Consider the following 23,963-nt stretch of genomic DNA (forward strand, 5'->3'; position numbering starts at 1 on the left):
GGTAATTTAAAAATTGGATTAGAATTGAAAGGAGGATAACAGTCTAACTGAATAAGATCATGGTTGGCTAGAAATCAATTCTCGCCAAAGAGTTAGCAACACAACTCATTAAGACAGCTTGTTCATCCGATAGTCCATTCGGTTATGAAAGTAGTGAAAAACAGTGAAACAGATTCGAGTGCTCATGCAATACTGGGTCATGGCTTTATTTGTTGTGCTGAGCATGCCCTCCGGTGCAAGTGCGCTGGAGTGGAATGATGCAACGCAAGATAACCCGAAAATTAGTGAGCTATCTACTTTTCCAGAGAACTTAGAGATTCATTTTGATAAAAAAAATGGGATCCCCCGTTTTATTAGTGGTAATTTTCTATATAACCATCCATCACCGAGAGCACAACAGATGCGGCAGGCACAATTGGACGAAGATAACCTAGAGAATATCGCATTGGCTGCCTTGGACTCCTATAAAACGATATTACAGATTGATAATCCTGTTGAAGAATTCAAGCTCAAGCAAAACATAAAAGATCCCCTTGGATTTCACCATGTTAAATTTCGCCAGCACTTTCAAGGAATCCCCTTATGGGGAAAAGAAATCATTGTCCATATGAACAGGGACGGCGCTGTGTATTTGATTGAAGGGCGCAGTGAGAAAACACCGCAAATGGAGACATCACCTAAAATCTCCATTGAATCAGCCCAAGAAGAGGTAATAAAAGAATTAGGATCAGGAACTATCAGTGCTTCATCCGAATTGACCATCTATATAAAAAATAGCCAACCCTATCTTGTTTATCATATCGAGGCTCAAGATCCTCGAAGCCGGTGGCATTATTTTATTGATGCAGTCGATGGCTCGCTTGTTCACAAATACAAAGACAGAGGGTCCAATGATTCGGTCACACCTGAGAAAGCCAGTCCTACTGTTCAGACTGAACAGTTACCCCGGTTAATCAACTCATTAAGCCTTTCAGAACCTGGGGCATTACCTAACGAACCCGGAGCGGTACCGGGGCGCTTTGAGGCTTCAGGTCTCGATCTAAACGATGAAAAGCAAACATTCTCCGTGTGGCAACAGGTAGACGGAGAGAAATATTATATGGCAGATACTTCGTTGCCAATGCATACAACGCCCCCTGTGCTTCCTGATGATCCTGGAAAAGGGAATATCATTATTTCTGATTATCTTAACAGTTATCATAATCATCCTGATTCAGTCGTTGAAGCGATTTCCTTGGATGGTGATTGGGATAAGTCAGCCGTTTCAGCATTACATAATCTACGGATTACATATAACGCGTATAAAGATAAATTTGACCGTAACAGCCTCGATGATCAGGGTATGAGCATTATAGCCGGAGTTCATTATGGCGTGGATTATGATAACGCTTTTTTTGCTAGCCCTAATATTCTGGCATTCGGTGATGGGGGAGAGCTTTTTTTGCACCCCGTCGGGTCGCTCGACATCGTTGCACATGAATACACACACGGGGTTATCGAAAATACTGCCGATTTGATTTATGATGATATGTCTGGATCATTAAGCGAGTCGCTTAGCGATGTGTTAGCTTGTGTAATCGACAATGATGACTGGTTGCTTGGCGAGGAGGTTACGATAGTCAAGCCCGGATATCTACGTAGTCTGCAAGATCCTGCAACAAGTTATGACCCGATGGCAGCGACAATGGATGAATATCAATCTGTGAACGCATCAGATGACCAAAGAGGTTCCAGTAAATATACTTACAGTGGTATACCCAGCTATGCTGCTTACCTTGTGGCGGAAGGCTTAGGGGCAGACAGCATCGGCAGAGAGAAGATGGGGCAGATTTTTTATCGTGCACTTGCCTTCCATCTGACGCCTCAAAGTGATTTTATCGATGCCCGTTTGGCAACGGTGCAAAGTGCCAAAGAATTATTTGGTGAACAATCACCGGAAGTGGTTGCCGTTGAAAAAGCCTGGGATCGAGTAAAAGTGAAAGAAGATGCTAAGCCGCAGCTTGTCTTGTCGACAGAACCAGTGGATTTCGCATGGACCGGAACAGAATCAGAAAGACTTCGTTCCATCGCAATCACTAACAAAGGGGATTACCCATCGTTTGTTCATGTACGGATAGACGGTAATCATGATTTTCAACCCCAAAAAGATTGGATCATGATTGGACCGGGGGCAACAACAGAATTAGAGATCGGTTTTCAGCCTAAGCGAGAAGGCAAACACACAGCGTTGCTTGTTCTAAATAGCAATGACCCCGATAATTCCGTCATCTCAATACCGCTTTCCGGTATGGGCGATCATCCACCCCAAGTAAAAGGCCATGTGGTCAATGATAGTAATAAAGTTGTGCGTATCATATTTAGCGAGAACATTATCTGTTCGGAAGACGATATGGATAGGGTTATCTCCATTGCAAGGGATGGCAAGCAGTTCACTAAACTTGGGCCCAAAGATGCTGTCAACATTGAGGGAAACGAGATGGTCATCACCCTGTATGAACCGTTACGAGATCCTTTCAATCGTATAAGGATCAATGCTAATGTGATTATGGATCAAAATGGAATTCTTAAAGAACAAGCGATTACGATTGATATCGATATTATTTACCCAATTATTTTTAAAGAAACATTTGATGGACAAGCGTTTCCCGCTGGATGGATGATAAAAAACTATTCAAATGATATTGACTGGGAATATTACAGCGAAAATAAAAACATGGTGGTAGTTGCCTACTATGGTGAAGCTGTAGATGCATGGCTGTTTACCCCGACAATGGATTTTTCGGGCATGCAAAGAGTTGGGCTTCGGTATAAGCAAATTAAAGAGGATGGATTCACTTCAATAAAATTAAGCAAGAACGGACTAGATGGGCCGTGGGAAACGGTTTGGAGCAGCAGTGAAAGCATTGTCGATTTTTCCACCAATAAACTTGACTTGTCTTCCCTTGTGGCTGGACAAACGAATGTAGTTCTATCCTTTACCTTTCAATTAACAACCAACGATTTGGGCTTGGGGATTGATGATCCCGCGGGCTATTGGGTGATTGATGATGTGGAATTTATCGGCGACGCAAGGCCTGTGGTTAGTCGAGGTTCCGGAAATTCGAATTCAAGTCATAAAACGGTGTATGCGGGAACACCTACAGTCATCACCCTAGGGGAAGAGGCGAAAGTACAAATTCCTGCTGATGCGATAGATAAGACGATCGAAGTGGAAGTTCGAGAAATATCAGCACCGTATTTGATTCCTTCTGGGGCTACGCTAGTAAGTAGAATTTTTGAAATTTCAAAAACCCAGCCAGAACCATTTGCCCGGCCTGTTTCTATCACATTGCGCTTTGAGCCATCATTAGTAGGCACCCAGACACCTGCGGTATACTTTTATGATGAAAAGGATAAAAAGTGGGTAAAACTTGGCGGGCTGATCAGCGGAAATAAGATATCTGTCAATGTGGATCACTTTTCTAAATATGCTGTCATGGTGGAGAAAGAAGAACCAAGAAAGCCTGAGGACAAGCATAAACAGCAAGCACAATCTCAATCTCCTTCCGATAAGGAAGATCCGAAAAAAAATAATGTGAAAACAAAGAGGGGCCAACTTCGTGACATCGACGATCACTGGGCCAAATCCGATATCGATGATCTCGTCGCGCGAGGTATCGTCAACGGAATCGACGAAGAAACCTTTGCCCCCAACCGCGATATTACCCGCGCAGAGTTTGCGGCGATTATCAACAAAGCACTTAACCTTACGCCCAGCGGTAAGTCTGGTTCATTCAGTGATGTGCAAGCCGATGACTGGTTCGCCCCTTGCATAGCCAGCGCCTTTGAAAACGGCATCATCCGTGGCCGAAGCAAAACTGAGTTTGCGCCTGCACAGACGATCACCCGTCAGGAAGCGATGGTGATGATCGCCCGAGCGATGAAACATGCTGGTATGGAGACGATTGTTTCCGATGGGGAAGTAACAAAAACGTTAGCTCAATTCGCCGACTACAGCGACTTTGCTGACTGGTCAAAAAACGAAGCAGCCCTATGTATCAAGCATGGCATTGTAAAAGGTGTCAACGCGATGCTGCTGCCCAACACGAACATCAGCCGCGCGGAAACGGCAACGTTGGTTGTGCGGATGTTAGGGAAAATAGAAAAAAAATGAGCGTTGCCGGTATTCCATGAAACGACGGCACCCTGATGATGATCGGGGTGCCGTCGTTTTTATGATCATCGATTTTTGCCTATTCTGCATGATGATATAAGCTGAAATGTACCATCATGATAGAAAAATGCAGTAAAATGGTTAAAATGATGCTAGGGCAAGCAGAAGCGAAAAGGCGGACCTGTCCATGACGAATTTATTTGATGTGATCCCGGAGCGATTCTTTTTGCTTTTTGCCGGGAAGAATAAGCAGTTTTATGCAGAAGTGTTGATGATTCTCTTTGAGCAGTACCAGATTCATCACTTCGGCATCCAGTATGAGATCCTGCGTGACTTGGTACAGGAACTGTTAGAAACGCAAGTTGAGCAGGGCTTTGTCTATGAGGCGGAGGGTGATGATGGGAATGCGGCAAACACAACATCCGCGGAATCTGCTGCCGATAGGGAAAAGCAACAAAAGCATGGCAACGTAGCCGAAGCGGCGGCAAGCATGTTTGCCGAGGATACCATGCGGCTGCAAGCCAATGGCGTGTTGCGACGATTGCGCGATCAAGGTTGGATCGATGTGGAAGTACGCGACGGCTATCGCCAGTATATCGTTTTGCCCCATTACACGAGTCGCCTCTTGGCTGTATTTAAAGATCTTTGTACCGTGCGCACCGTCGAGTACCAGCGTTACGCCTTTGTCACGTACCAATTGCTCACCGGTGAAGAAGCAAAAAAACGTCCGGCTGTTGCAATTATCGAAGCGGAAGAGATGACCAGACAGTTTATTGAGGAACTACGTGTTCTCATCAACAACATGAAGCACCACATGGAACAAGTGGTAACCAAATCATCGATTCAGGACGTGTTGGATCATCATTTCGATGAATACAAAACGAAAATTGTTGACCGCAGTTACCACCGGCTGAAAACATCGGATCATGTGTCCCGTTATCGTCAAGCAATATTGACCCATGTGCAAGATTGCCTGATGGATGATCATTGGATGACCAAGGCCGTTGAAGAAGCGGTTCGCAGCGAATTGTTTTCGTCACCCGAGGAGGCCCAGGAGCGAATCCGCGCGGCCTTGTTGCACATTGATGAAGGCTATCGCAACTTAGATGATATGCTTTACCAGATTGACTTGCGCCACAATCAATATTTGCGGGCATCATTCGATCGCGCCCGTTACTTAACCCAGCACAGCCACGGCATCGATCAGCAACTGGCGACAATTCTCGAATGGGCTTCCGTAGTGCTGCGCCAAGATGAAATCGATCGTGAGGAGTTGATCGAGCAAAGGCTACAAAAGCTGCAAGGGCTTTTTCGCCTGCAACGGCTGGGACAACTGCACGAAGCATCGCTGTTGCCACCGCGCAAACGCCGTCAGCCCCACCGGCCCGAGGAGCATGTCGTCATCGAAGTGCCCGAGGAACTGCGCCGGCAGATGAAGCAACAAAACCTGGAACGCATGAAAAAGACGATCACTCGCGAAAAGGTGCGTGCCTATGTGTTAGCGCAGCTTGGCGAGCGGGAACAGATGTCGATTGTGGAACTGGCACCGACGACGATGGAAGAGTTTCTTTATTTGCACTATGTTTATTTATATGGCTATGACGTTCAAGCCGGGTATCGGTTGGCGCGCAGCAGCGAAAACCGCATCTTGGCCATCGGCGATTATCGCTTTCAAGAACGAACAGTGCAGCGGGTGAAGCAATCAGTGAAGCGGCTCGTGCGCTGATGGGAGCGGTCAGCCCTGCTGAGAGAACCGCAAGGATCCAGCGGCGCGCCCTGCAACAAGCCCTACTACAAGCCCCCCAGTGAAGCAATTGATGGTAGAGGAGCGAGACCTATGTGGGAAGGCATCAGTCAAATAGAGCAGGAAAAGCTGCGCGATGTGATCAATCGCTTGCTGGCCGTCAATTTCCTGCTTAAAGAAAATGACCGGGAGCGCTTTCAAGTGGCGCGGCGGCACTGTGAAGGGCTCGATGCTTTTTTTCGCCTGCTCGGCTGGGAAGTGGTCGTCGATGATCGCCATGAATGCATCTACGTAACGTCACCGGAAAGCATCCACCGGCGCAACTTATCGCGCGACGAAAGCCTTTGGCTCTTGGTACTGCGCTTGATTTACCATGAAAAGCGCCAGGGACTGTCGCTAAGCGAGTTTCCCGAGACGACGCTTTATGAGATCCGCGCCAAGTATGATACGTTTCGGTTGCCCTTTTTGAAAAAAACACGGCTGATCGAGTTGGTGCGCCTCGCTACGCAGTACCAACTGATCCAACCGATGGATCAGGAAGTCTGGATGGATGAAGCGCGCTTTCGTTTGTTTCACACGCTGTTACATGCGATCAACGCCGAGCAGGTAGATCAACTCCATGAAAAGATCACGCGCTATGAACTGGGCGAGGAGGGATTGTTCGATGAAGTGGATGAGGAAGCTGCGGCTGATTAACTGGCACTATTTTCAGGATGAAACGATGGCTTTCGGTTCGCAGACGCTGATCTCCGGGCGCAACAGTGCCGGCAAATCGACGATCATCGATGCGCTCCAAGTGATCTTCATCGCCGATCAGCGGCAGATCCGCTTTAATTCGGCGGCCCACGATGAAGCACGGCGATCGCTGCTCAGCTATCTCCGGGGCAAGATCGGCAGTGACGATCAGCGCCATGTGCGGGAAAATGATTTTACTTCCTATGTGGTCGCTGAGTTTTATGATGAGAAGAAGCGCGAGACCTTTGTCATCGGCGCCGTCTTTGATGTCTATGGCGATAACAGCATTGTGGAAGAATTTTTCATCATTCCCGGCGCCGGCGTCGAAAGCTTAGCCGTGCGCGACGGCAATGGCAAGCTGCGCAACCGTGATGCTTTTCGCCGCCATTATCAAGGAGCCAAGACCTTTTTCGAGCGCAGCAAGTCGGCTTATCAAAAGGCCTTGTTGCAGCGGATGGGACAAGTGCATGACCGCTTTTTTTCCAACTTTGTGCGGGCGCTTTCGTTCAAGCCGATTCACAACGTGCGCGATTTTGTCTTTGACTTCATCTTAGATGAGCGGGAATTGCAGCTTGATCTAATGAAAGAGAATTTTCGCATCCATGAAAATTACCAGCGCGAGTTGACGGAGTTGCAGGCGCGGCGCGACATGCTGCAAACGATCGCAGCGCAGTTTGCCACTTGTCAGAAACTGCGGGAGCGGGTACGGGAGCAGGAATATGTGATTCGCCGTTTGCGCGTGGCGGAGCAGGAAGAACTGCTGGCGCAGGCAACAGAACAAGCGGCGCTGCTGGACGATCAGATCCGCCAAAAAGCCAGCGATCTCGTGCTGGCCGAGGAGCAGCAGCGGGAAGCGGCGGACCGTGCCAAGGAAGCGTATATGGCCTGGCAAGGCAATGAACAGCGCCAGCGGCAGGTGGCATTGAAAGCGGAACTGGCCGAGCGGCAAAAGCAGGCCGATGAGCACCGGCGCATGCTGCAAGTGCTGCGGGACGGCATCAATCGGCAATACAGGCTGGTGACGTCCTTCGCTTCCTGGGGAGGTAACAGCGAGTGGCAGTGGACAGAAGACGATCAAGCGGCGCTGGTGGCGGCCGAAGAGTTGCTGGCGGCGTTACTGGGTGATCTGGAAGGAGCCGGCTCGACGGCCGAGGAAAAAAGCGATGCTTTGGCCGAAGAAAAAAGCCATGCCTTAGCCGAAGAAAAAAGTGACGCCTTGGCCGAGGTCGGCGACATGCTGGCCCAGTTGCAGGACCGCTTGACGAAAACGGTGGGGCGCATCGAAGATCGCCTGGCCGAGATGGAGCAGCGCAAGCAAAGGCTGCAACAACAGATCGCTGATCTGGAAAACCAAAAACGCCCCTATGACCGTTCGCTTTTGGCACTGAAAAAACTGTTGGAGGAACGGCTGGCAGGGCGATCGCCGGTCTGGATCTTTTGTGAAGAAGCAGAGATCGCCGATGAAGCATGGCGCAATGCCGTAGAAGGCTATTTGCATACACAGCGCTTTGACTTGCTTGTGGAGCCAGCCGTATTCGCCGAAGCGCTGGCGCTGTATGAGCAAGAAAAATGGCGGCTTAAATTGGAAGGCGTCGGGCTCGTCGACACGGAAAAAGAGCAGCGCTACCTGGGCAAAGTGGAGCCGGGATCGCTCGCCGAAGTGATGCGTGCCGATCATCCGGTGATACAAGCACGGATCGCTCATCTCCTAGGGCGGGTGTTCAAAGCCAACGATGAGCAAGATCTGCGCCGTCATGCCCAGGCGGTGACGGCGTCGTGCATGACCTATACCAACTTGGTGGCCCGGCAGATGCCCAAAAGCCGCTATGAAGTGCCTTATATCGGGGCGCGGGCGATCGTGCGCCAACTGGAACTAAAGCGAGCCGAATTGGCGGCGTTGGAACAGGAGAGAGCGAGCCTGGCGGCGGCCCGTGAGGAACTGGCGCGATGGGCCGGGCAACTAAGCGATCAGCGTACCCGGTGCCAGCAATTAGCGGGACAATTGCACTTGCCCCGCCTTTTGGCCGCAGCCGAAAGGGAGATCGAGACGTTAGCGGCCGCGCTGGCCCAACTGGATCTGAGTGATGTGGAGCGCCTGGAACAGGAGTACAAACGTTGGCATGGGCAGGAACAGACGTTGCTCCGGCAGATTCGTGAGTTGGAGCGTGCGAAAAGCCAACTGGAAACGGCGCAGCAGGACGTGCAAAGGCGCTGCTTTTTGACCGGTCAAGAGGTCAAGAAGTTAGGGCGGTTGGTGGAGGATTGGATCACCGAGCACGGCCCCGAGCATTTGGCGCGGGCCGAGGAACGCTGGCTGGAAGCGGCGCAGCAAGAGGCAGCGACAGCAAATAAGATCAGCAACTGGCTCAGAAACCAGCAGGGCAATGAGACGAAGCGGCAAAAGGAAGCGGAAAAACTACGTGATGCCCGCAAAGAGTATAATTTGCGCTACACCTACAGCGCTGATGTGGGCGCTGAAGATAACGAAGCCTATCGCAGCTTGCTCGATCATATCGATGCCGTCGATATCCCCGATTATCAAGGGAAGCTGACGGAGGCGCTACGCCAGTCGGAAGAGGAGTTTAAGTCGCACTTTATCTTTAAGCTGCGGGAAGCCATCGAACAGGCGAAGCGTGATTTTCAACAGCTTAACTATGCGCTCAAGCATTTTCCCTTTCATGAGGATCATTATTATTTTGAAGTCAAAGCCAGTGAAAAGTACAAGCGCTTTTATGAAGCGATCATGGATCCGGAGATCAACGAGCGGGGATCCTTGTTTGACGGCGGCGAAGAAAAAGCGCAGGTGTTGCATGAACTGTTTGAGCGGTTGATTCGCGGTGAGGTGGGGGAGCAAGCGGAATTTACCGACTACCGGCGCTATCTGGACTTTGACATTCGGGTGACGAGCCGCGGCACGTCCTACAAGTTTTCGCAGGTGCTCAAAGAAAAGTCCGGCGGCGAAACACAGACGCCTTTTTACATTGCTATCTTGGCATCGTTCAATCATCTCTACGCATCGAACAAAACGATGCGGCTGGTGGTTTTTGATGAGGCTTTTAACAAGATGGATGAGGAGCGCATTCAAACGAGTTTGCGCTTGATCAAGCGGATGAACTTGCAACTGATCGCGGCAGTGCCGGACGAAAAGATGCAGCACATGGCGCCGGAAGTGACGACAACGCTGGTCGTCAACCGGGACGGCTATGTTTGTTTTGTCGATATGATTGGGCGCGAGGAGGTGCCGCAGGCCAATGAGCTTATTTCCGGAGATGGCGACGCTGAGCCCGGCGGAGCAGGAGAAGGCGAAGCAGTATCAACGCAAGATTCTCTCTTTTCTTTTGGATAAATATGAGCGGAGCTCGGCTTTTCGTACGGGACAAGCGGGCAAGCAGCGGCCGCAGATGACGCTAAGCGGCAGCCCACTGGGAACTGCTTATGATGATGAAATGGATTACCGACCCCGCGAATTGATCCACGCCGCCCTGGGCGATCTGGTGCGGCGTGGCATCGTGGCGGTGACGTGGGTGCGCTTTCAGGAAGGTCGCCGGGTGGACAAGGTTTATTTGCTTCTCGATGAGGTGGAACAGGCTTATCGACTCACTGGGCGCACGTCCAAAGCAGATCACTTGGCGATGGTGCAGGCGTTAGCGGAGAAACTCCTTGATCATCCTTTTGAATGGGTGCGGCGCTGGGCGGCAGGGATTGTGCAGGCGGCAGGGGAGCGCAAGTCCGTAGGGCGGCTGGCCGAGGATGGGGAACAGTTGGAACTGCTGGTACGTGTACTACAGGCGCTGCCTACGGTTGCGCCGGGGACGCCCAAACGGGTGTTTAGCCAGGCCGTGCTTGGGGATTCCAAGCGGTTTGAGCAGGTGGTGGAAAAGCCGCTGCTCGCCTTGATGCGCCGAGAGTGTGAAGAGTTTGAACGGGATGAGGAATATCTCGACAGCATCGGGCTTGTTGACCATCCTAAGTTGACATTGCTGGCGGGGCCACTGCAATTTGCCGTCGGTGAAGTGGTGACGGATGTAGGGGCACTGCCGGGCGGGGTGGGTCTGTATGGGCCGACGATTGAAGCGCTGGCGGTGCGCAAGTTGCCGGCGACGGTGGTTACGGTGGAGAACTTGACGAGTTATGAGCAACTGGTGGCAGCGGTTGGCGCTGCACAAGCTGGTGTAGTACAACCCGGTGTTGCACAAGCAGTCGCAGCTCTGGCAACAAAGAAAAATACGGTTTTAATCATTTACACCGGCGGATTTCCGCATCATGGCACGCTGCGGTTGCTGCAAAAGCTGGGGCAGGCGACCCCGGCGGGAACGCGGTTTTGGCACTGGGGCGATATCGATTATGGCGGCATACGCATTTTTGAACATATACGCCATCAAGCGCTGCCGGATTTGCAGCCGCTGGCGATGGATGTAGCGACCTATCGTCGCTATGCCGAAAGGGGGATTACGGTAACGGAAGAGTATCGCCGGAAGCTTGCCAACCTGGTAGAAGATGGACGGTTTGCCCGGTGGCTTTCTGTGCTTCAAGCGTTGCAAATGGAAGGGCGGCGCGTGGAGCAGGAAAGTATTGATATTACGGAAGTTATGCAGAGGTTGATGGAAAAACGCACGACGGCGTTCTGATGATGGTCAGAGCGCCGTCGTTTTTCGTATGCTTCGGGTGGTTACTATTGTTGCTAACATATAATTGCTAAAATATGACGAGATAAAATGTCCGTGAATTGTATTTTGCCTTATTTATAAACCACAGCATACCGCTGGGTATCTAGTTCTAAGTGACATAGCAACGATTGGGGAGCCATATGCCCCCCAGTAGAATAACAGGTTATGGAAATAAAACGATTTCTATGCTAGAATAGAGGATAGAAATACGTTTTGGGAGGGATAGATATCGATAAGGATATTCGTATGCCCAGGAATCATAAAGACATATCGCTACGATCGATGGCCGTAACCTTCCGCGGCGAAATATTTCAATTTTTTAATCTGGCACTACCGAAAGTGGTGGATGCCTTACCAGTGCATGTACCACTCATTGACGTAAAGGATCAGACCATGGATGTGGTCCTCGCTTTGGAAGATGACAGTTTGCTACACTTAGAATTTGAGTCAAGTGAACCCACCATGGCCGATCAGATTCGCTATGGTCACTACGATCTAGAACTTTTTGCGCAGCAGCAGAAATTAATCCGCCGTATCGTTATTTTCGCTGCCGGTATTCAAAAAACGCCGGAACCGTTGCATATCGGAAGCCTAACTACGCATCAGCATGTGATTCACCTGAACCGGCACTTTGACGGTGCCGATGAGTTGGAACGAGCGCTACTCAAGATCCAACGTCACAAACCATTGGATGCACAAGACAAGATCCGCATCATGCTTCTGCCAATGATGTTTGAAAAACCGCAAGAACGTTCGCAAGCGGCCTGGAAAATCACCGAGGCCTTACACCAGGAGAATTCAGACAACAGTACCTACCTAATTGGAACCATGGTAGCTGCCAATTTCAGCAACCTATTAAGTCCGGAAAAAGAAAAGATTCTGGAGGTGCTACGAATGGCTTACGCTTTTCAGGAACTTTATCGAGAATTTGAGGAAAAAGGCCGCGAAGAAGCACGTAAAGAAACTGCCATTACTGCCTTAAAAAATAAGTTTGATGTGGAAACGGTTGCGAAACTTAGTCATTTGCCGCTAGAGAAAGTCTTAGAGATAAAAAAGGAGCTTGGTCTTTAACGCTTTTCATGGCATTTGATGCAACTTGTACAACGTAAAGCAGTTCAGCCCAATCGTGGTTGGATTGCTTTATTTTTTTGAAGAATGGTGGGCAATGAAGGTATCACAGAAAGGCTCTTAGCACGAGACCAACAATAATAAGCCATACCGCCACTATTGCCCCGGTTGCAATCCATTTCCCGACGCTTGTTTGTATAGCCCCTTCAGTAGCCCTAGTTTTCGCTTCTTCAAGTATTGGCGTGGGAACTAACTTTATCGCAAGAGCGATTCCTAGCGGCAGGAGGATTAAATCATCCAAATATCCAAGAATCGGGATAAAGTCTGGAATGAGGTCGAAAGGGCTAAGAGCGTAGGCGATGACGATTCCGATCGCCAATTTTGCATACCATGGAGTTCGGGGATCTTGATAAGCTATCCCTAACGCAGTGATGTCTCTTTTCAGCTTCCTGGCTTTAACTTTCAAATCATCGAGATATTTCATCATAACCTCCAAACCCCGACTTTGCCGCCAAGGTGTTCTTTCATTATTATATAGCCAATGCTATTATTGCCGCTATCTACGCCGTAGCGGTTGAACAGGGGAGCTCAGTGGGCGAGCGGGTAGCCGGAAGGGCAGCGACGAAGATTCCAACGGCAATTTCAGGGGATAAGTGGCTACCGTGCTTGTGCTGTGCTTAAAGCGCCAACTATGGCCTAGTGCGATTCTCCCACGCCACTGGTTGCCGGTTTGATCTCAAGTGGACACACTGACTTGTAATCAGTAGGTTACGGGTTCGAGTCCCATCGTCGGCTCCATAGTGAAAAGGAAGGTCTGCGGTGCAGAAGAAAAGCTTGATTTATCTCGATTATCAATCGACAACACCTTGCGATCCTCGGGTTGTTGAGATAATGATGCCATATTTCTATCAGGTCTATGGTAATCCATCTAGTGGTTATCATCTGCTTGGCCGTGATGCGCAAAAGGCGGTTAACCAAGCGCGTGAGCAGGTAGCTAGTCTGATTGGCGCTCGATCCGACTAGTACAACATATTTGTAAAAAACTATGGTCACAGTCTGGCTCGATTAAACGGAAAGTCTTTTGAGGTATGCTCTCCGGTTTCAGGTAGAATACTATCCTTTGAGTTTCATAACGAAAGGAGAGTGTTCGAAAATGTTACCAGGTATTACCCAGAACAACCAAGTATGTATCGACAAATGCAACCAATGTATGCAGGCTTGTGGTGAATGTTTCGATGCTTGTTTGAAAGAAGCAGATGTTAAGGCCCGAGAAAAATGCGTTAAAATTCTTGTTGATTGTATGCAAATCTGTTCCCTTGCGTCCCAATATATGTCCCGCAACAGTGCGCAAGCAAAAATGCTTTGCGGGCTTTGTGCGCAAATTTGCGACGCCTGTGCCAAAGAATGTGAAATGTTCAAAGATCCCCATTGCCAAGAATGTGCGAAAATCTGCCGTCAATGCGCGGATGAATGCCGCAAGATGGCTCAATAAGAAAAAAGTACGACGGCGCCCTGATGATGGTCAGAGCGCCGTCGTACTTTTTTTCGTTGTAGCTTGTGTCGTGAAATGCTGCTTTACGATGATGTACTGGAATGGTCAATATTTACTTGGCGCTGTTTAATCTGGTTCGCACGTGAAGAGAATTCCATTGCATCATGAGTGCAAGCTGCAATACAATCGCCACAAGCGAAACAATCGGGCCTTAATTTAGCACCTTCAAGCATCGGGGCCGCGTGTCCTGATGGGCAAACTTTCGTACAGGCCTTGCAGTTCGTACATTTCTCAGGGTTAGAATGTATACGCATCCACGCAAAACGCTCGAATAACCATGCAACAGTGCCAAATGGGCAAGCTAACGTGCACCATGGACGATAGATAAACAGTGATAGAAACAAAACGACCAAGATCGAAGCGAGGATCATCGGTGTCCACTTAGCAGGGGCAAACACGGAAAAGGGATCAATGGGACCAATTAAATTCGTTGCCCATCCTACAGCGGCAACTGCACTAATAATTAAAACGGCAAATCTTATCCCAAGAGCCAAAGTAAATGGGACCTTAATTCCCGGTCCTATTTTTTTACCGAATCCAATCTGTTGGCGAAACCGAAACAGTGTCTCTTGCAGTCCACCAAGTTGACAACCCCACCCGCAGATAAAACGGATAGCAATTACGCTTAGCAAAAGGAATACAACCAAGGCAATAAGCCGTGGGGGAAATATTGCCCCGGTCTGTCCGTACAAGACAAAAGCATCATTGACCGTGCCCATTGGGTTGGGGTCACTACCCAGAATAAACCCAAAAATGAGAGCAGCAAGAATATTTGCAGACATACGGATGGAATGCCACTTAGTTTTTAAGATGGTAACACGTCGCAACAAATAACCAGCACCAATTAAAGCTAAAATCCAAAGGGCAAACTTTGTGGCAATCAGTTTCCAGTCTTTACTGCTTTCAGTGGTAGTCAAACCGATTTCTTTTTTTAAAAGATCACTAGTCGTTTGAGGATCGAGACCGAGTTGAGCAAGAGTAGCCGTTTCAGCTACGGGCTCCTGAATTTTTAACACTTGAAATAGTTTTTCCCGACTGAGGTGACTTTGCTGTTCTAATTCAACAATCGTGGTTTGATCAGTTACATGAATTTCGGGTACTCCTACCTCAGCAAAAGTGGGTAAGGGTTTCAAGATAAGAAACACAAATAGGAAGAAAAGAGGTATCAGGCGTAGCGTCCTTATATGACGGTCAGTGACGGTGTGCATGTCGGTCCCCTCCACTTCTTTCGCATTACAGTAGAAGTATTCTATGAAAGCAACGAAATCCCTTGTACCTTATAATACAATCTTGTTACAAACACAAAAGGCTATGATCAGTTTCGAATCATAGCCGCGGAAATCACCATCTTAAAAGTCTTTATTGATATAGATTGAGATTTACTTACAGCAATTGGATTTTTACATACTTGCAGAGATAGGAAAAGCCCTCGATGATTGAGGGCTGTTTTTTCTCTAACTTTTTGCTGAATATTTACGATAAGCTTCCATAAACAGTTTTAAGTGATATTCTTCATCCATGATAATTCGGTTCAAAATAGCTTTTATAAATGGATCTTGGATCTGATCTACATGTCGCCGATACTGTTGAATTGCACCTTTTTCTGCTTCGATGTCAGCAGATAACATTTCTAAAACATGATTACCGTAGTAAACGTATTCTCCGCTATAGTACTGATTGTTATTGTTCTGAAAACCTCGAAAACGAGGATCTCCGCCAAGTTTTAAAATTAACTCACCGATCATTTCCAAGTGATGCATTTCAGTTATCGATATTGCTACTACCAGTTCTGCAATATCTTGAAGGCCTACATCTTTAAATCGTAAGTGATGGTAAAAATATTGATTGATTGCATTTAGTTCGCTTTTTTGGGATGCGTAATCATCCAAAAGTAAACCCGCATAAAAAGGATTTTTAGCACTAACGTTAATCTCCGGATATGGTTCCGGCAGTACATATTTTCCCATTGGATGATGGTGTTCAGGCATATTGTTTAGCGTGTTATACATAAGCGTCACCCTCTCGTAATTCTATAAAATAGCTTCCAAAGTCTATTCGGTTTTGAAGAGAATTATGAGAAGTTCTACGACCGCGACATTCCCAAAATCGCCGAAGAAACCGCCTCGACATAATACACCGATTCCTCTCCTAATGAATACTAATGAAGTTGTAAGGAGGGGAACGATTGCAATGCCTATCGCACAAGGAACATTTTTCCTATACACGGTTTATCCAAGTGACACAATTTACTCGATCGGATTGAGGCTTGGTAGTACGGTTGAGCAGATAGAGCAACTAAACGCATTATATCCACCGTTTACAGATCCAGGACTCGTTTTTCCTGGGCAGATACTTATTGTGCCTTATCGTTATAATCCGACCACTCAAGTCTTTTACTTTATAAGGCCCGGCGATTCGATGTATTCGATTGCTAACCAATTTTCCACAAGTGTTGAAACTCTGAATAGGTTGAATCCGCAAATTGAAAATCCAAATTGGATTTATCCAAGTTTTCCGCTGAAAATTCCCGTTCAGATATACATCGTCTCTCCCGGTGATTCACTTTACAACATAGCAAATAGATCTCGAGTATCGATCGAAGCTTTAATCAGGGCAAATCGAGGTCGACCTGGGTTTTCACCGGATGTACTCTTTCCCGATTATGGATTAGTAATTCCAGACTCACGTCAAACTTAGTCATTTGCCTTTAGAGAAAGTCCTAAAGATAAAAAGGGAGCTTGGTCTTTGCATCGAAACAGCGACTTCGCCACCACAGGCGAGGTCGTTTTTTTCACCAACGCACAGCAATCGAGTTTTTACCGGCTTGGCTAGAGATAGGGAAAGGAAGAGGAAGAGGAAACAAAGGTAACCCGTCTGGATTCTCTGTTTATACCCATAATATATAATTGGCATTATTGACATAGTTTTAACTCCTGCTATAATAAACTAAACACATCGGAAATAATGAATTTGCCGACCAGAAACACTGGAGGTTACGGAATGATTGAGCACCTACTCACCGAGAAATCATCATTCCCGCTTCTTTCACTCACAGCGTACCCCACCGATGTGCACATTCTTGTTTACTTATGAAAGGGGAACCTCCAACTATGAAAAACATCCGGCTACTTACGTTCTTGATCCTTATGACCGTTGTCTCAACGTTCATGATCGGTTGCGGTAGCAATGCATCCAAAAGCAACGAAACCAACGCACCGGCAACGGAAGGTAACGCGAAGGAAGTACGTCTCGCTTATGTACCACTACCTCATTACTCCCCATTGCTAATTGCCAAACAAAATGGCTGGATCGAAGAAAGTCTCAAGCCGTTGAACGTCAACGTAAAGTGGAACTCTTTCTCCATTGGTCCGCTCGTCAGTGAATCCTTTGCTGCTGGGGGCCAAGACGTTGGCGTAATGGGCGATTTTCCGGCTATCATTGGTCGTTCTGCCAATGTGGATACACGCATCGTCGGTATTACTTCAACCTCACCGCAGTCTCTGGCACTGGTAGTGCCCAAAAACTCTTCGATCACCTCTCCTGCCGATCTGAAAGGCAAAAAAGTAGCGACGACCAAAGGTTCCTATGGACAATACCTCTTATCACAACTGCTGGAGAGCAAGGGCTTGACGGTCAATGACATTAAATTCATTCACATGTCGATGGACGATGTGAAATCAGCGCTGCTAACCGGCGACATTGATGCCGGTGTAATCTGGGATCCACTGCTGACGATCCTTGAAGATCAAAATGCCATTCGCATCATTGCTGACGGAACCGGTTATTATCAAGGCATCGCTGTCATGATTGCTGATCACAAGTTTGCTGCAGCCAATCCGAAAGTAGTAACGGCGATCCTCGCTGCCTATGAACGGGGCGCCCAATTTATCAAGAGTAACCCCACGGAAGCCAAAGATCTTGTAGCCAAAGAAGTCAAAATTCCCCCGGCGCAATTAGCGAAAATCATCGATCGTTTTAATTATCAGCCTGCGATCACGCCGGAAATCACCGAAGAGCTGAAGAAAAGCGAAGCTTTTATGGCCAAAAACCAGATCATCAAGAACAGTGTTGATATTGATAAATTTGTCGATAAATCATACTTCCTACTCCAATAGAAGTAGCGTCGAGCGCCATACATAATGGAGTGAAACTGATGAGCTTGCATCTTGGAAAAGGCACCGCACCAAAAGTACGTCGATATCCCAAGAACAACCAAACATTTACCTGGCAACAATTTATCTTGCCTATCGTGCTGCTCATTATCTGGCAGATGTTTTTTGAACTTGGTCTGATCCGTTCCATTGTCCTGCCGCCACCAAGCACCGTGATGAAGACGATTGGTGAGCTTTTACAAAATGGGCAGTTGTTCAAACACTTAGGATTTAGTCTTATCCGCGTGCTCGAAGGGTTCAGCCTGGCTGTTCTCTTCGGCCTCACCTTAGGGATCGCCATGGGCCTCTTTCGTAACGTCTATCTTTGGCTGGATATGCTTATCCAAGTTCTTCGGCCGATTCCGCCGATTGCCTGGATACCCTTAGCCATCTTGTGGTTTGGTATCGATGAAATGTCGAAGATATTCATTATCTTTTTGGGTGCTTTTTTCCCGATCTTAATTAATGTGATTGAAGGAATTAGCCAGACAGATCATAAATTTGTTGAGGTTGCCAAAGTACTGGAAATATCGCGATTGAAATTCACCTCGAAAATCGTTCTTCCCGGTGCGCTGCCCTCGATTATGACAGGGTTACGAGTCGGATTAGGATTTTCTTGGATGTGTGTTGTCGCCGCTGAATTGATTGCCGGCACAGAAGGCATCGGTTATATGATTATGGATGCCCGGCAACTCGCCCAGACCGATGTGGTCTTAGTGGGTATGCTGACCATTGGCATTACCGGTAAGTGCTTTGATTACATGCTCAAAGCCTTGGAAAGAAAACTGTTACGTTGGAAAACGACGTATCAAGGTGCATAAGTAGGCCAATAGGGAGGCTGGATTCCCCATGAGTTTGTTAAATCATCATCCGTATCTGGAAATCAATGACGTAAACAAGCAATTTATCGTTGATGATCAAATCGTGCCGGCCTTATCAGCCATTCAATTAGCGATTCAGGCAGGGGAATTTGTCAGCATTGTTGGCAGCAGTGGTTGCGGCAAAAGCACACTGTTACGGATCGTTGCCGGGCTGGAATGTGATTATCAAGGTACAGTTACGCTGGATGGCAAACGCATCGTCGGCCCAGGCCTTGATCGGGGTATTGTTTTTCAGGAGCATCGGCTGCTTCCTTGGATGACGGTTACCGAAAATATCACGCTTGGGTTAACCGAGTCTGATCCGGAAAGAAAAAAGCAAATCGCCCAAACCTATATTGAATTGGTCGGTCTTGCTGGCTTTGAATCGGCATTTCCCAATCAGTTGTCGGGCGGAATGTCACAACGGGTGGCCATAGCCCGGGCACTGGTTAATAAGCCGCAGCTTCTTTTGCTGGATGAGCCCTTTGGGGCGCTTGATGCACTGACCAAAATCCAATTACAGCAGGAGATTTTACGTATCTGGCAAAGCGAAAAGACAACGATGATGCTGGTAACCCATGATATTGATGAAGCCATTTATCTCGGTGATCGCGTGGTGGTCATGTCCAAACGTCCAGGAATGATCAAGTCCATCATTCCTGTCAACCTCCCGCGGCCGCGAAATCGAACAAGCTATCAATTTTTTGAAATTAAAAAGGCGATCTATCGCGAATTCTTTCACGAAGATGAAGCATCGCTGGAATATGTGATTTGATAAGGAGATGTAAACATGGGGGAAATGAGTAATGTGGTAAGCAATTCGTTGCATTACTTTCGAAATGGCTTGTATTGCAGTGAGGCAATTTTAAAAGCATTCAACGAAGAGTATGATTTGGGACTGACGGAAGAATATTTGAAGATTGCCACCAGCTTTGGTGTTGGAATTGGCGCTTCGAAATGCCTTTGCGGCGCCATTAGCGGTGGAGTTTTGGTTATCAGTTTGTTGGAGGGGCGCGCAAAGCCGAGTGAATCAGAGGGACCGGCTTTTTCGGCGGCAGCGCATCTGCATAAAGAATTTCTAAAGGATTATAAATCATCGTGCTGCCGTGTTTTGACGCGCTCTGTTGAATGGGGAACACCGGATCACCACAAATATTGCGAACAGTTTGTTCAGCGGGCCGCTGAACTCACGGAAGAAGTACTCAAAGAAAAGCTGGAGAATTATCGTAATCATCGTGATCGAATCGATGGTGGTGAGTTACCGGTCGCTTCTGCTTAGGTATAAAATAAGGAGGCCGCTCATGGGAGAGTGGCCTCCTTTATATTTTGATTTTTTTGGGCTTTCAACAAGTTTTGGGCATTTTTGAGTTTACGTTGCCGGGAAGTCAATGGTAAAACCTGAGGAAATATTAGAAAAAAGTTATCACCAAATACTTTGTGGAAGGAACTTGATTACCAGTTGAAGAATCTTATTGTCACGGGAAAGATAGTATAAAACAGAGAACATTTCGATTTAATTAAACATAGAAGGAGTTGTTGTCGTGGGATTTGAACAAAAAAGTCGCAAACAGTTAATCGAAGAACTGGAACGATTGAAGAGCGAAAATGATACCTTGGTAAAAAAATATCAAGAAATTTCATTGATGATAGAGAATAAATGTAATGTATTAAATACACTATTAGATATAATACCTGACCTTGTTTTTGTTAAAAATGTTAATGGTACATACTCGCACTGTAACGAATCGTTTGCCATGTATGTGGGCAGGGAGAAATATGAGATAATTGGAAAAAGCGATCATGATATACTCCCGAAAGATGTTGCTGATTTTTATCGAGAAAAGGATAAATTGGCAATCAAAGAGAAAACATCAAAAAAGAACGAAGAATGGCTCGTCTATCCGAACGGAAAAACGATACTTGTCGAAACCATTAAAACGCCTTTTTCTGGCGATGATGGTCGACTACTAGGATTGCTCGGTATCAGTCGGGATATTACACAATATAAACTGAACATCGATGCATTACGAGATAGTGAACATCGACTGGAAATGTTTTTCGCCCAGTCTCTCGATGGTTTTTTCTACATGATGTTGGACGAGCCAATTCAATGGGATGACAGCGTCGATAAGGCCAACGTGTTAGACTATGTTTTTGACCACCAGCGAATAACCAAAATCAACGATGCCATGCTGGAACAATACAAAGCCACCAAAGAACAAATGTTAGGAATGACCCCAAGAGATTTGTTTAGCCATGATCTTGAGCAAGGAAAAAAAGTATGGCAAGATTTTTTTGATAAGGGCAAACTTCATATCGAAACATATGAGCAACGATTAGATGGTACGTTTATGTATGTGGAGGGGGATTATATATGTTTTTATGATGAAGAGGGCAGGATCATTGGCCACTTCGGTGTTCAACGTGATGTAACCGAACGAAAACGGGCCGAAGAAAAACTAAAAGAAGCAAAAGAACTGGCCGAAGCAGCGAATAAGGCGAAAAGCCAGTTTCTTGCTAATATGAGCCATGAAATCCGAACCCCGATGAACGCAATTTTAGGCATGGCAGAATTATTAAAAGATACACAGCTTAGCGAAGAACAAAATAATTATGCCAGTACAATCTATGAATCGACGGAAGCGTTATTAACGGTTATCAATGATATATTGGATCTTTCGAAAATAGAATACGGGAAAGTTTCTGTTGATCAAGTTGAGGTTAACATACAAGAAACGATATCGAGTGTTATAAACTTGATGAGTATAAAGGCGGAAAAAAGAGGGATAAAATTACATACGTTCATTGATCAAGAATTAGACCATATAATCATGGCTGATCCGGCGCGGTTAAGGCAGGTCATTCTCAATTTAGTTGGGAATGCAATTAAATTTACTCCTCATGGCGAAGTTTCACTTTATGTCAAATCGGAAACAGAAGAACCCTCATCGGAATCAGATGAAACATCCTGTAGAATGATTCGATTTGAAATCATCGATACGGGTATCGGTATTAGTCTGGAAGATCAGCCAAAGATTTTTGAACCCTTTACACAAGTTGAAAATTTTCTATCCAGAAAGTACGGCGGTAACGGTCTCGGCTTATCCATCTGTAAACGTCTTGTGGAACTCATGGGTGGGACAATCGGTGTACAAAGTGAGTTGGGGAAAGGATCAAAATTCTGGTTTACCATTCCTTTGATTCGGTCCCCCTTTAGTTACCACAATCAAATCCAAAATAAAAAGAGGATCGGTTGACATACATAAGATTGAATCAGACCAAAATATGCTGAAAAATTACCATTTGAGGTATCCGATTGGATTATCCATCACACATCCCAACTCCAAAACGGAACAGCAAATAATGCCGCCTGCAACGAAGCAAGCGGCATTCATCCGTCGAAGCCGATTAGGATTTCTTCATTTCAATCAGCATGTTGTGCGAACGTTCCGTTGCTTTTAAGGTAATCGATTCTTCGGTGACTTCCAGGGCATCTCTTGCATTAAGGGCTACATCGTTGATTTGTGATGAACCTTCAATTTGTACTACATAAGCTTGTCTGCCCGATTCTACCGAAAAATTGATTTCCTTCCCTTGATCCAGCTCCAGTACATAAAAGTTGACATCTTGGTTGATTTTAATCGGTGCCTCGCCGTTTTTACCCGAAACAATCGGTAACCATTTGTTTTGCCGATCGGACCAAGCAAATCGATAATCTCCATAGGTTGGTGCATAACCTTTTTGGTCAGGTAGTACCCAAATCTGTAGAAGTCTCAGCAGATTATCGCCTAAATTATGCTCGCTGTGCCATACGCCGGTTCCGGCGCTCATATATTGAACTTGCCCTCGGGTGAGGGTTTCTCGATTCCCCATGCTGTCGCCATGGGTCAACGATCCCTGCACCACATAAGAAATGATCTCCATATCCCGGTGCGGGTGCGTATCAAATCCGGTTTGAGGTTCAATAAGATCGTCGTTGAGTACCCGTAACACCCCGAAATTGATGTTCTTAGGGTTATAATATTCAGCAAAAGAAAAGTGGAAGGTACTTTGTAACCAGCCCAAATCACTTTTCCCCATGTTTTTGCTTTCGATTTTTCGTAACATAAACAATTGACCTCCTATTTTTTAATCGATTTTTTCATCTCCAGCAGACTTCTTACTAAGATCTTTTTGGAGTTATCATCCATATCGGCTAAGAGATGATCGATAAACTGTTGATGTTTCGGAAAAATGTCTGCAATCACTTCTTCACCTTTTGGCGTTAGACTAACATAATAAACTCTTTTGTCCTTCGCGCATTTCTTACGTACTACGAAGTCCTTCTTTTGCAGCTTATCGATGATATAAGTGATCGTACCGCTTGTGACCAGAATCTTCTCGGCCACCTTTTGAATCGGTTGCTCTCCTTTGTGCCATAACAATTCCAAAACGCCAAATTCACTGATGGTAAAACCGTATGCCTGAACGTTTTTTTCAATCTGCGCGAACAGTTGGTTATAGCTTCTGGCCATAGCAACAACCAATTTTAAATTGATCTTGTTCATGATGTTATTACCAAGGTCCCTTCTGCTATAATATCTTGGTTTCGAGATAATTATACAGCGCGAATAATCTTGATGTCAAGATACATTCGCGAAAAAGATTGACACTGTCATGAGGTCAGTGTTAAGATAACGCCTGTCGCCAAAACGGCGGTGTACTCCTGAGGATAAAAAAACCTCTTGCGCAGCACGAATGAGTATGCTAGAATCTACAACTGTCGCCGCAAGTTGAAGCGAGACGAACGATGTCGAAATTAGTTAATCAACTGCGTTAAGTAATTAGCTGATGAGATGATTGACAATTTGACGGGTTTCATTGAGAAGCAACAATCGGCACAACTTGGTCCTTGAAAATCAAACAGTTGGAAAAAGCGTGATAACCTTTAATTCATTTATTCCAGTTAGTAAGTAAACGAGCTTGACTCGAACACTTCATATTTTATGGAGAGTTTGATCCTGGCTCAGGACGAACGCTGGCGGCATGCCTAA

Annotated in this window: 19 protein-coding genes; 14 read left to right on the top strand and 5 right to left on the bottom strand. The window is 46.6% G+C overall.

What is annotated here, in order from left to right:
• Nucleotides 1-163: 163 nt before the first annotated feature.
• From EDD73_RS09750 to EDD73_RS09775, 6 genes are all read left to right on the top strand, one after another.
• On the top strand, nucleotides 164-4,153 hold the full coding sequence (locus EDD73_RS09750) for a M4 family metallopeptidase (RefSeq protein ID WP_131919597.1): 3,990 nt from the start codon (nucleotides 164-166) through the stop codon (nucleotides 4,151-4,153).
• Between the two features lie 187 nt (nucleotides 4,154-4,340).
• Entirely contained in the window at nucleotides 4,341-5,879 is a 1,539-nt protein-coding gene (locus tag EDD73_RS09755) for a Wadjet anti-phage system protein JetA family protein (RefSeq protein ID WP_131919598.1), read from the top strand.
• Nucleotides 5,880-5,990: 111 nt separating this feature from the next.
• The gene (locus EDD73_RS09760; protein WP_131919599.1) at nucleotides 5,991-6,593 is read left to right on the top strand and encodes a DUF4194 domain-containing protein; all 603 of its coding nucleotides are present in this window, start codon (nucleotides 5,991-5,993) and stop codon (nucleotides 6,591-6,593) included.
• Nucleotides 6,562-9,978: an ATP-binding protein gene (locus tag EDD73_RS09765; RefSeq protein ID WP_165876442.1), complete on the top strand. Its 3,417-nt coding sequence runs from the start codon at nucleotides 6,562-6,564 to the stop codon at nucleotides 9,976-9,978. The genes EDD73_RS09760 and EDD73_RS09765 overlap by 32 nt, the downstream gene beginning before the upstream one ends.
• Nucleotides 9,884-11,260, top strand: coding sequence for a Wadjet anti-phage system protein JetD domain-containing protein (locus tag EDD73_RS09770; RefSeq protein ID WP_131919601.1), 1,377 nt, complete (start codon nucleotides 9,884-9,886; stop codon nucleotides 11,258-11,260). The genes EDD73_RS09765 and EDD73_RS09770 overlap by 95 nt, the downstream gene beginning before the upstream one ends.
• A 396-nt stretch (nucleotides 11,261-11,656) precedes the next feature.
• Nucleotides 11,657-12,370 (top strand): RpnC/YadD family protein, encoded by a 714-nt coding sequence (locus EDD73_RS09775; protein ID WP_131919602.1) that lies wholly within the window; start codon nucleotides 11,657-11,659, stop codon nucleotides 12,368-12,370.
• 103 nt (nucleotides 12,371-12,473) lie between these two features.
• Here EDD73_RS09775 and EDD73_RS09780 read toward each other — a convergent pair whose 3' ends face one another.
• The gene (locus EDD73_RS09780; protein WP_131919603.1) at nucleotides 12,474-12,851 is read right to left on the bottom strand and encodes a YkvA family protein; all 378 of its coding nucleotides are present in this window, start codon (nucleotides 12,849-12,851) and stop codon (nucleotides 12,474-12,476) included.
• A 335-nt stretch (nucleotides 12,852-13,186) separates the two neighbouring features.
• Between EDD73_RS09780 and EDD73_RS09785 the strand changes: the two genes are divergently transcribed.
• Nucleotides 13,187-13,390 (top strand): aminotransferase class V-fold PLP-dependent enzyme, encoded by a 204-nt coding sequence (locus tag EDD73_RS09785; protein ID WP_243116878.1) that lies wholly within the window; start codon nucleotides 13,187-13,189, stop codon nucleotides 13,388-13,390.
• A gap of 130 nt (nucleotides 13,391-13,520) precedes the next feature.
• Nucleotides 13,521-13,859 carry a four-helix bundle copper-binding protein gene (locus EDD73_RS09790; protein WP_131919604.1) on the top strand — a complete coding sequence of 113 codons (339 nt, stop codon included), beginning with the start codon at nucleotides 13,521-13,523 and terminating at the stop codon, nucleotides 13,857-13,859.
• An 83-nt stretch (nucleotides 13,860-13,942) separates the two neighbouring features.
• Here EDD73_RS09790 and EDD73_RS09795 read toward each other — a convergent pair whose 3' ends face one another.
• Together EDD73_RS09795 and EDD73_RS09800 are read right to left on the bottom strand one after the other, a co-directional pair.
• Nucleotides 13,943-15,127 carry a 4Fe-4S binding protein gene (locus EDD73_RS09795; RefSeq protein ID WP_131919605.1) on the bottom strand — a complete coding sequence of 395 codons (1,185 nt, stop codon included), beginning with the start codon at nucleotides 15,125-15,127 and terminating at the stop codon, nucleotides 13,943-13,945.
• Between the two features lie 246 nt (nucleotides 15,128-15,373).
• Nucleotides 15,374-15,928, bottom strand: a complete 555-nt coding sequence (locus EDD73_RS09800; protein WP_243116879.1) for a ferritin-like domain-containing protein — start codon at nucleotides 15,926-15,928, stop codon at nucleotides 15,374-15,376.
• 181 nt (nucleotides 15,929-16,109) lie between these two features.
• Between EDD73_RS09800 and EDD73_RS09805 the strand changes: the two genes are divergently transcribed.
• The 6 genes from EDD73_RS09805 to EDD73_RS09830 all read left to right on the top strand — a co-directional run bounded on the left by EDD73_RS09805 (nucleotide 16,110) and on the right by EDD73_RS09830 (nucleotide 22,187).
• The gene (locus EDD73_RS09805) at nucleotides 16,110-16,616 is read left to right on the top strand and encodes a LysM peptidoglycan-binding domain-containing protein (protein WP_165876443.1); all 507 of its coding nucleotides are present in this window, start codon (nucleotides 16,110-16,112) and stop codon (nucleotides 16,614-16,616) included.
• Nucleotides 16,617-17,029: 413 nt separating this feature from the next.
• Nucleotides 17,030-18,034, top strand: a complete 1,005-nt coding sequence (locus tag EDD73_RS09810; RefSeq protein WP_131919607.1) for an aliphatic sulfonate ABC transporter substrate-binding protein — start codon at nucleotides 17,030-17,032, stop codon at nucleotides 18,032-18,034.
• 38 nt (nucleotides 18,035-18,072) lie between these two features.
• Nucleotides 18,073-18,891, top strand: a complete 819-nt coding sequence (locus EDD73_RS09815) for an ABC transporter permease (protein WP_131919608.1) — start codon at nucleotides 18,073-18,075, stop codon at nucleotides 18,889-18,891.
• 28 nt (nucleotides 18,892-18,919) lie between these two features.
• Nucleotides 18,920-19,705: an ABC transporter ATP-binding protein gene (locus tag EDD73_RS09820; RefSeq protein WP_131919609.1), complete on the top strand. Its 786-nt coding sequence runs from the start codon at nucleotides 18,920-18,922 to the stop codon at nucleotides 19,703-19,705.
• A 15-nt stretch (nucleotides 19,706-19,720) separates the two neighbouring features.
• Entirely contained in the window at nucleotides 19,721-20,209 is a 489-nt protein-coding gene (locus EDD73_RS09825) for a C-GCAxxG-C-C family (seleno)protein (RefSeq protein WP_207668858.1), read from the top strand.
• A gap of 262 nt (nucleotides 20,210-20,471) precedes the next feature.
• Nucleotides 20,472-22,187 (top strand): PAS domain-containing sensor histidine kinase, encoded by a 1,716-nt coding sequence (locus EDD73_RS09830; protein ID WP_131919610.1) that lies wholly within the window; start codon nucleotides 20,472-20,474, stop codon nucleotides 22,185-22,187.
• 151 nt (nucleotides 22,188-22,338) lie between these two features.
• Here EDD73_RS09830 and EDD73_RS09835 read toward each other — a convergent pair whose 3' ends face one another.
• The gene (locus EDD73_RS09835; RefSeq protein ID WP_131919611.1) at nucleotides 22,339-23,037 is read right to left on the bottom strand and encodes a pirin family protein; all 699 of its coding nucleotides are present in this window, start codon (nucleotides 23,035-23,037) and stop codon (nucleotides 22,339-22,341) included.
• A gap of 14 nt (nucleotides 23,038-23,051) precedes the next feature.
• Nucleotides 23,052-23,477, bottom strand: coding sequence for a MarR family winged helix-turn-helix transcriptional regulator (locus EDD73_RS09840; RefSeq protein ID WP_131919612.1), 426 nt, complete (start codon nucleotides 23,475-23,477; stop codon nucleotides 23,052-23,054).
• Between the last annotated feature and the right edge of the window lie 486 nt (nucleotides 23,478-23,963).

Origin of the sequence: Heliophilum fasciatum (genome assembly GCF_004341395.1) — a bacterium.
GTDB lineage: Bacteria > Bacillota > Desulfitobacteriia > Heliobacteriales > Heliobacteriaceae > Heliophilum > Heliophilum fasciatum.

Bases quoted from the DNA above. Each gene is read 5' to 3' on its own strand.
- EDD73_RS09755 (WP_131919598.1), top strand. From the start codon at position 4,341: ATGACGAATTTATTTGATGTGATCCCGGAGCGATTCTTTTTGCTTTTT.
- EDD73_RS09760 (WP_131919599.1), top strand. From the start codon at position 5,991: ATGTGGGAAGGCATCAGTCAAATAGAGCAGGAAAAGCTGCGCGATGTG.
- EDD73_RS09765 (WP_165876442.1), top strand. From the start codon at position 6,562: ATGAAGTGGATGAGGAAGCTGCGGCTGATTAACTGGCACTATTTTCAG.
- EDD73_RS09770 (WP_131919601.1), top strand. From the start codon at position 9,884: ATGAGCTTATTTCCGGAGATGGCGACGCTGAGCCCGGCGGAGCAGGAG.
- EDD73_RS09780 (WP_131919603.1), bottom strand. From the start codon at position 12,851: ATGAAATATCTCGATGATTTGAAAGTTAAAGCCAGGAAGCTGAAAAGA.
- EDD73_RS09790 (WP_131919604.1), top strand. From the start codon at position 13,521: ATGTTACCAGGTATTACCCAGAACAACCAAGTATGTATCGACAAATGC.
- EDD73_RS09795 (WP_131919605.1), bottom strand. From the start codon at position 15,127: ATGCACACCGTCACTGACCGTCATATAAGGACGCTACGCCTGATACCT.
- EDD73_RS09800 (WP_243116879.1), bottom strand. From the start codon at position 15,928: ATGTATAACACGCTAAACAATATGCCTGAACACCATCATCCAATGGGA.
- EDD73_RS09805 (WP_165876443.1), top strand. From the start codon at position 16,110: ATGCCTATCGCACAAGGAACATTTTTCCTATACACGGTTTATCCAAGT.
- EDD73_RS09810 (WP_131919607.1), top strand. From the start codon at position 17,030: ATGAAAAACATCCGGCTACTTACGTTCTTGATCCTTATGACCGTTGTC.
- EDD73_RS09815 (WP_131919608.1), top strand. From the start codon at position 18,073: ATGAGCTTGCATCTTGGAAAAGGCACCGCACCAAAAGTACGTCGATAT.
- EDD73_RS09820 (WP_131919609.1), top strand. From the start codon at position 18,920: ATGAGTTTGTTAAATCATCATCCGTATCTGGAAATCAATGACGTAAAC.
- EDD73_RS09825 (WP_207668858.1), top strand. From the start codon at position 19,721: ATGGGGGAAATGAGTAATGTGGTAAGCAATTCGTTGCATTACTTTCGA.
- EDD73_RS09835 (WP_131919611.1), bottom strand. From the start codon at position 23,037: ATGTTACGAAAAATCGAAAGCAAAAACATGGGGAAAAGTGATTTGGGC.
- EDD73_RS09840 (WP_131919612.1), bottom strand. From the start codon at position 23,477: ATGAACAAGATCAATTTAAAATTGGTTGTTGCTATGGCCAGAAGCTAT.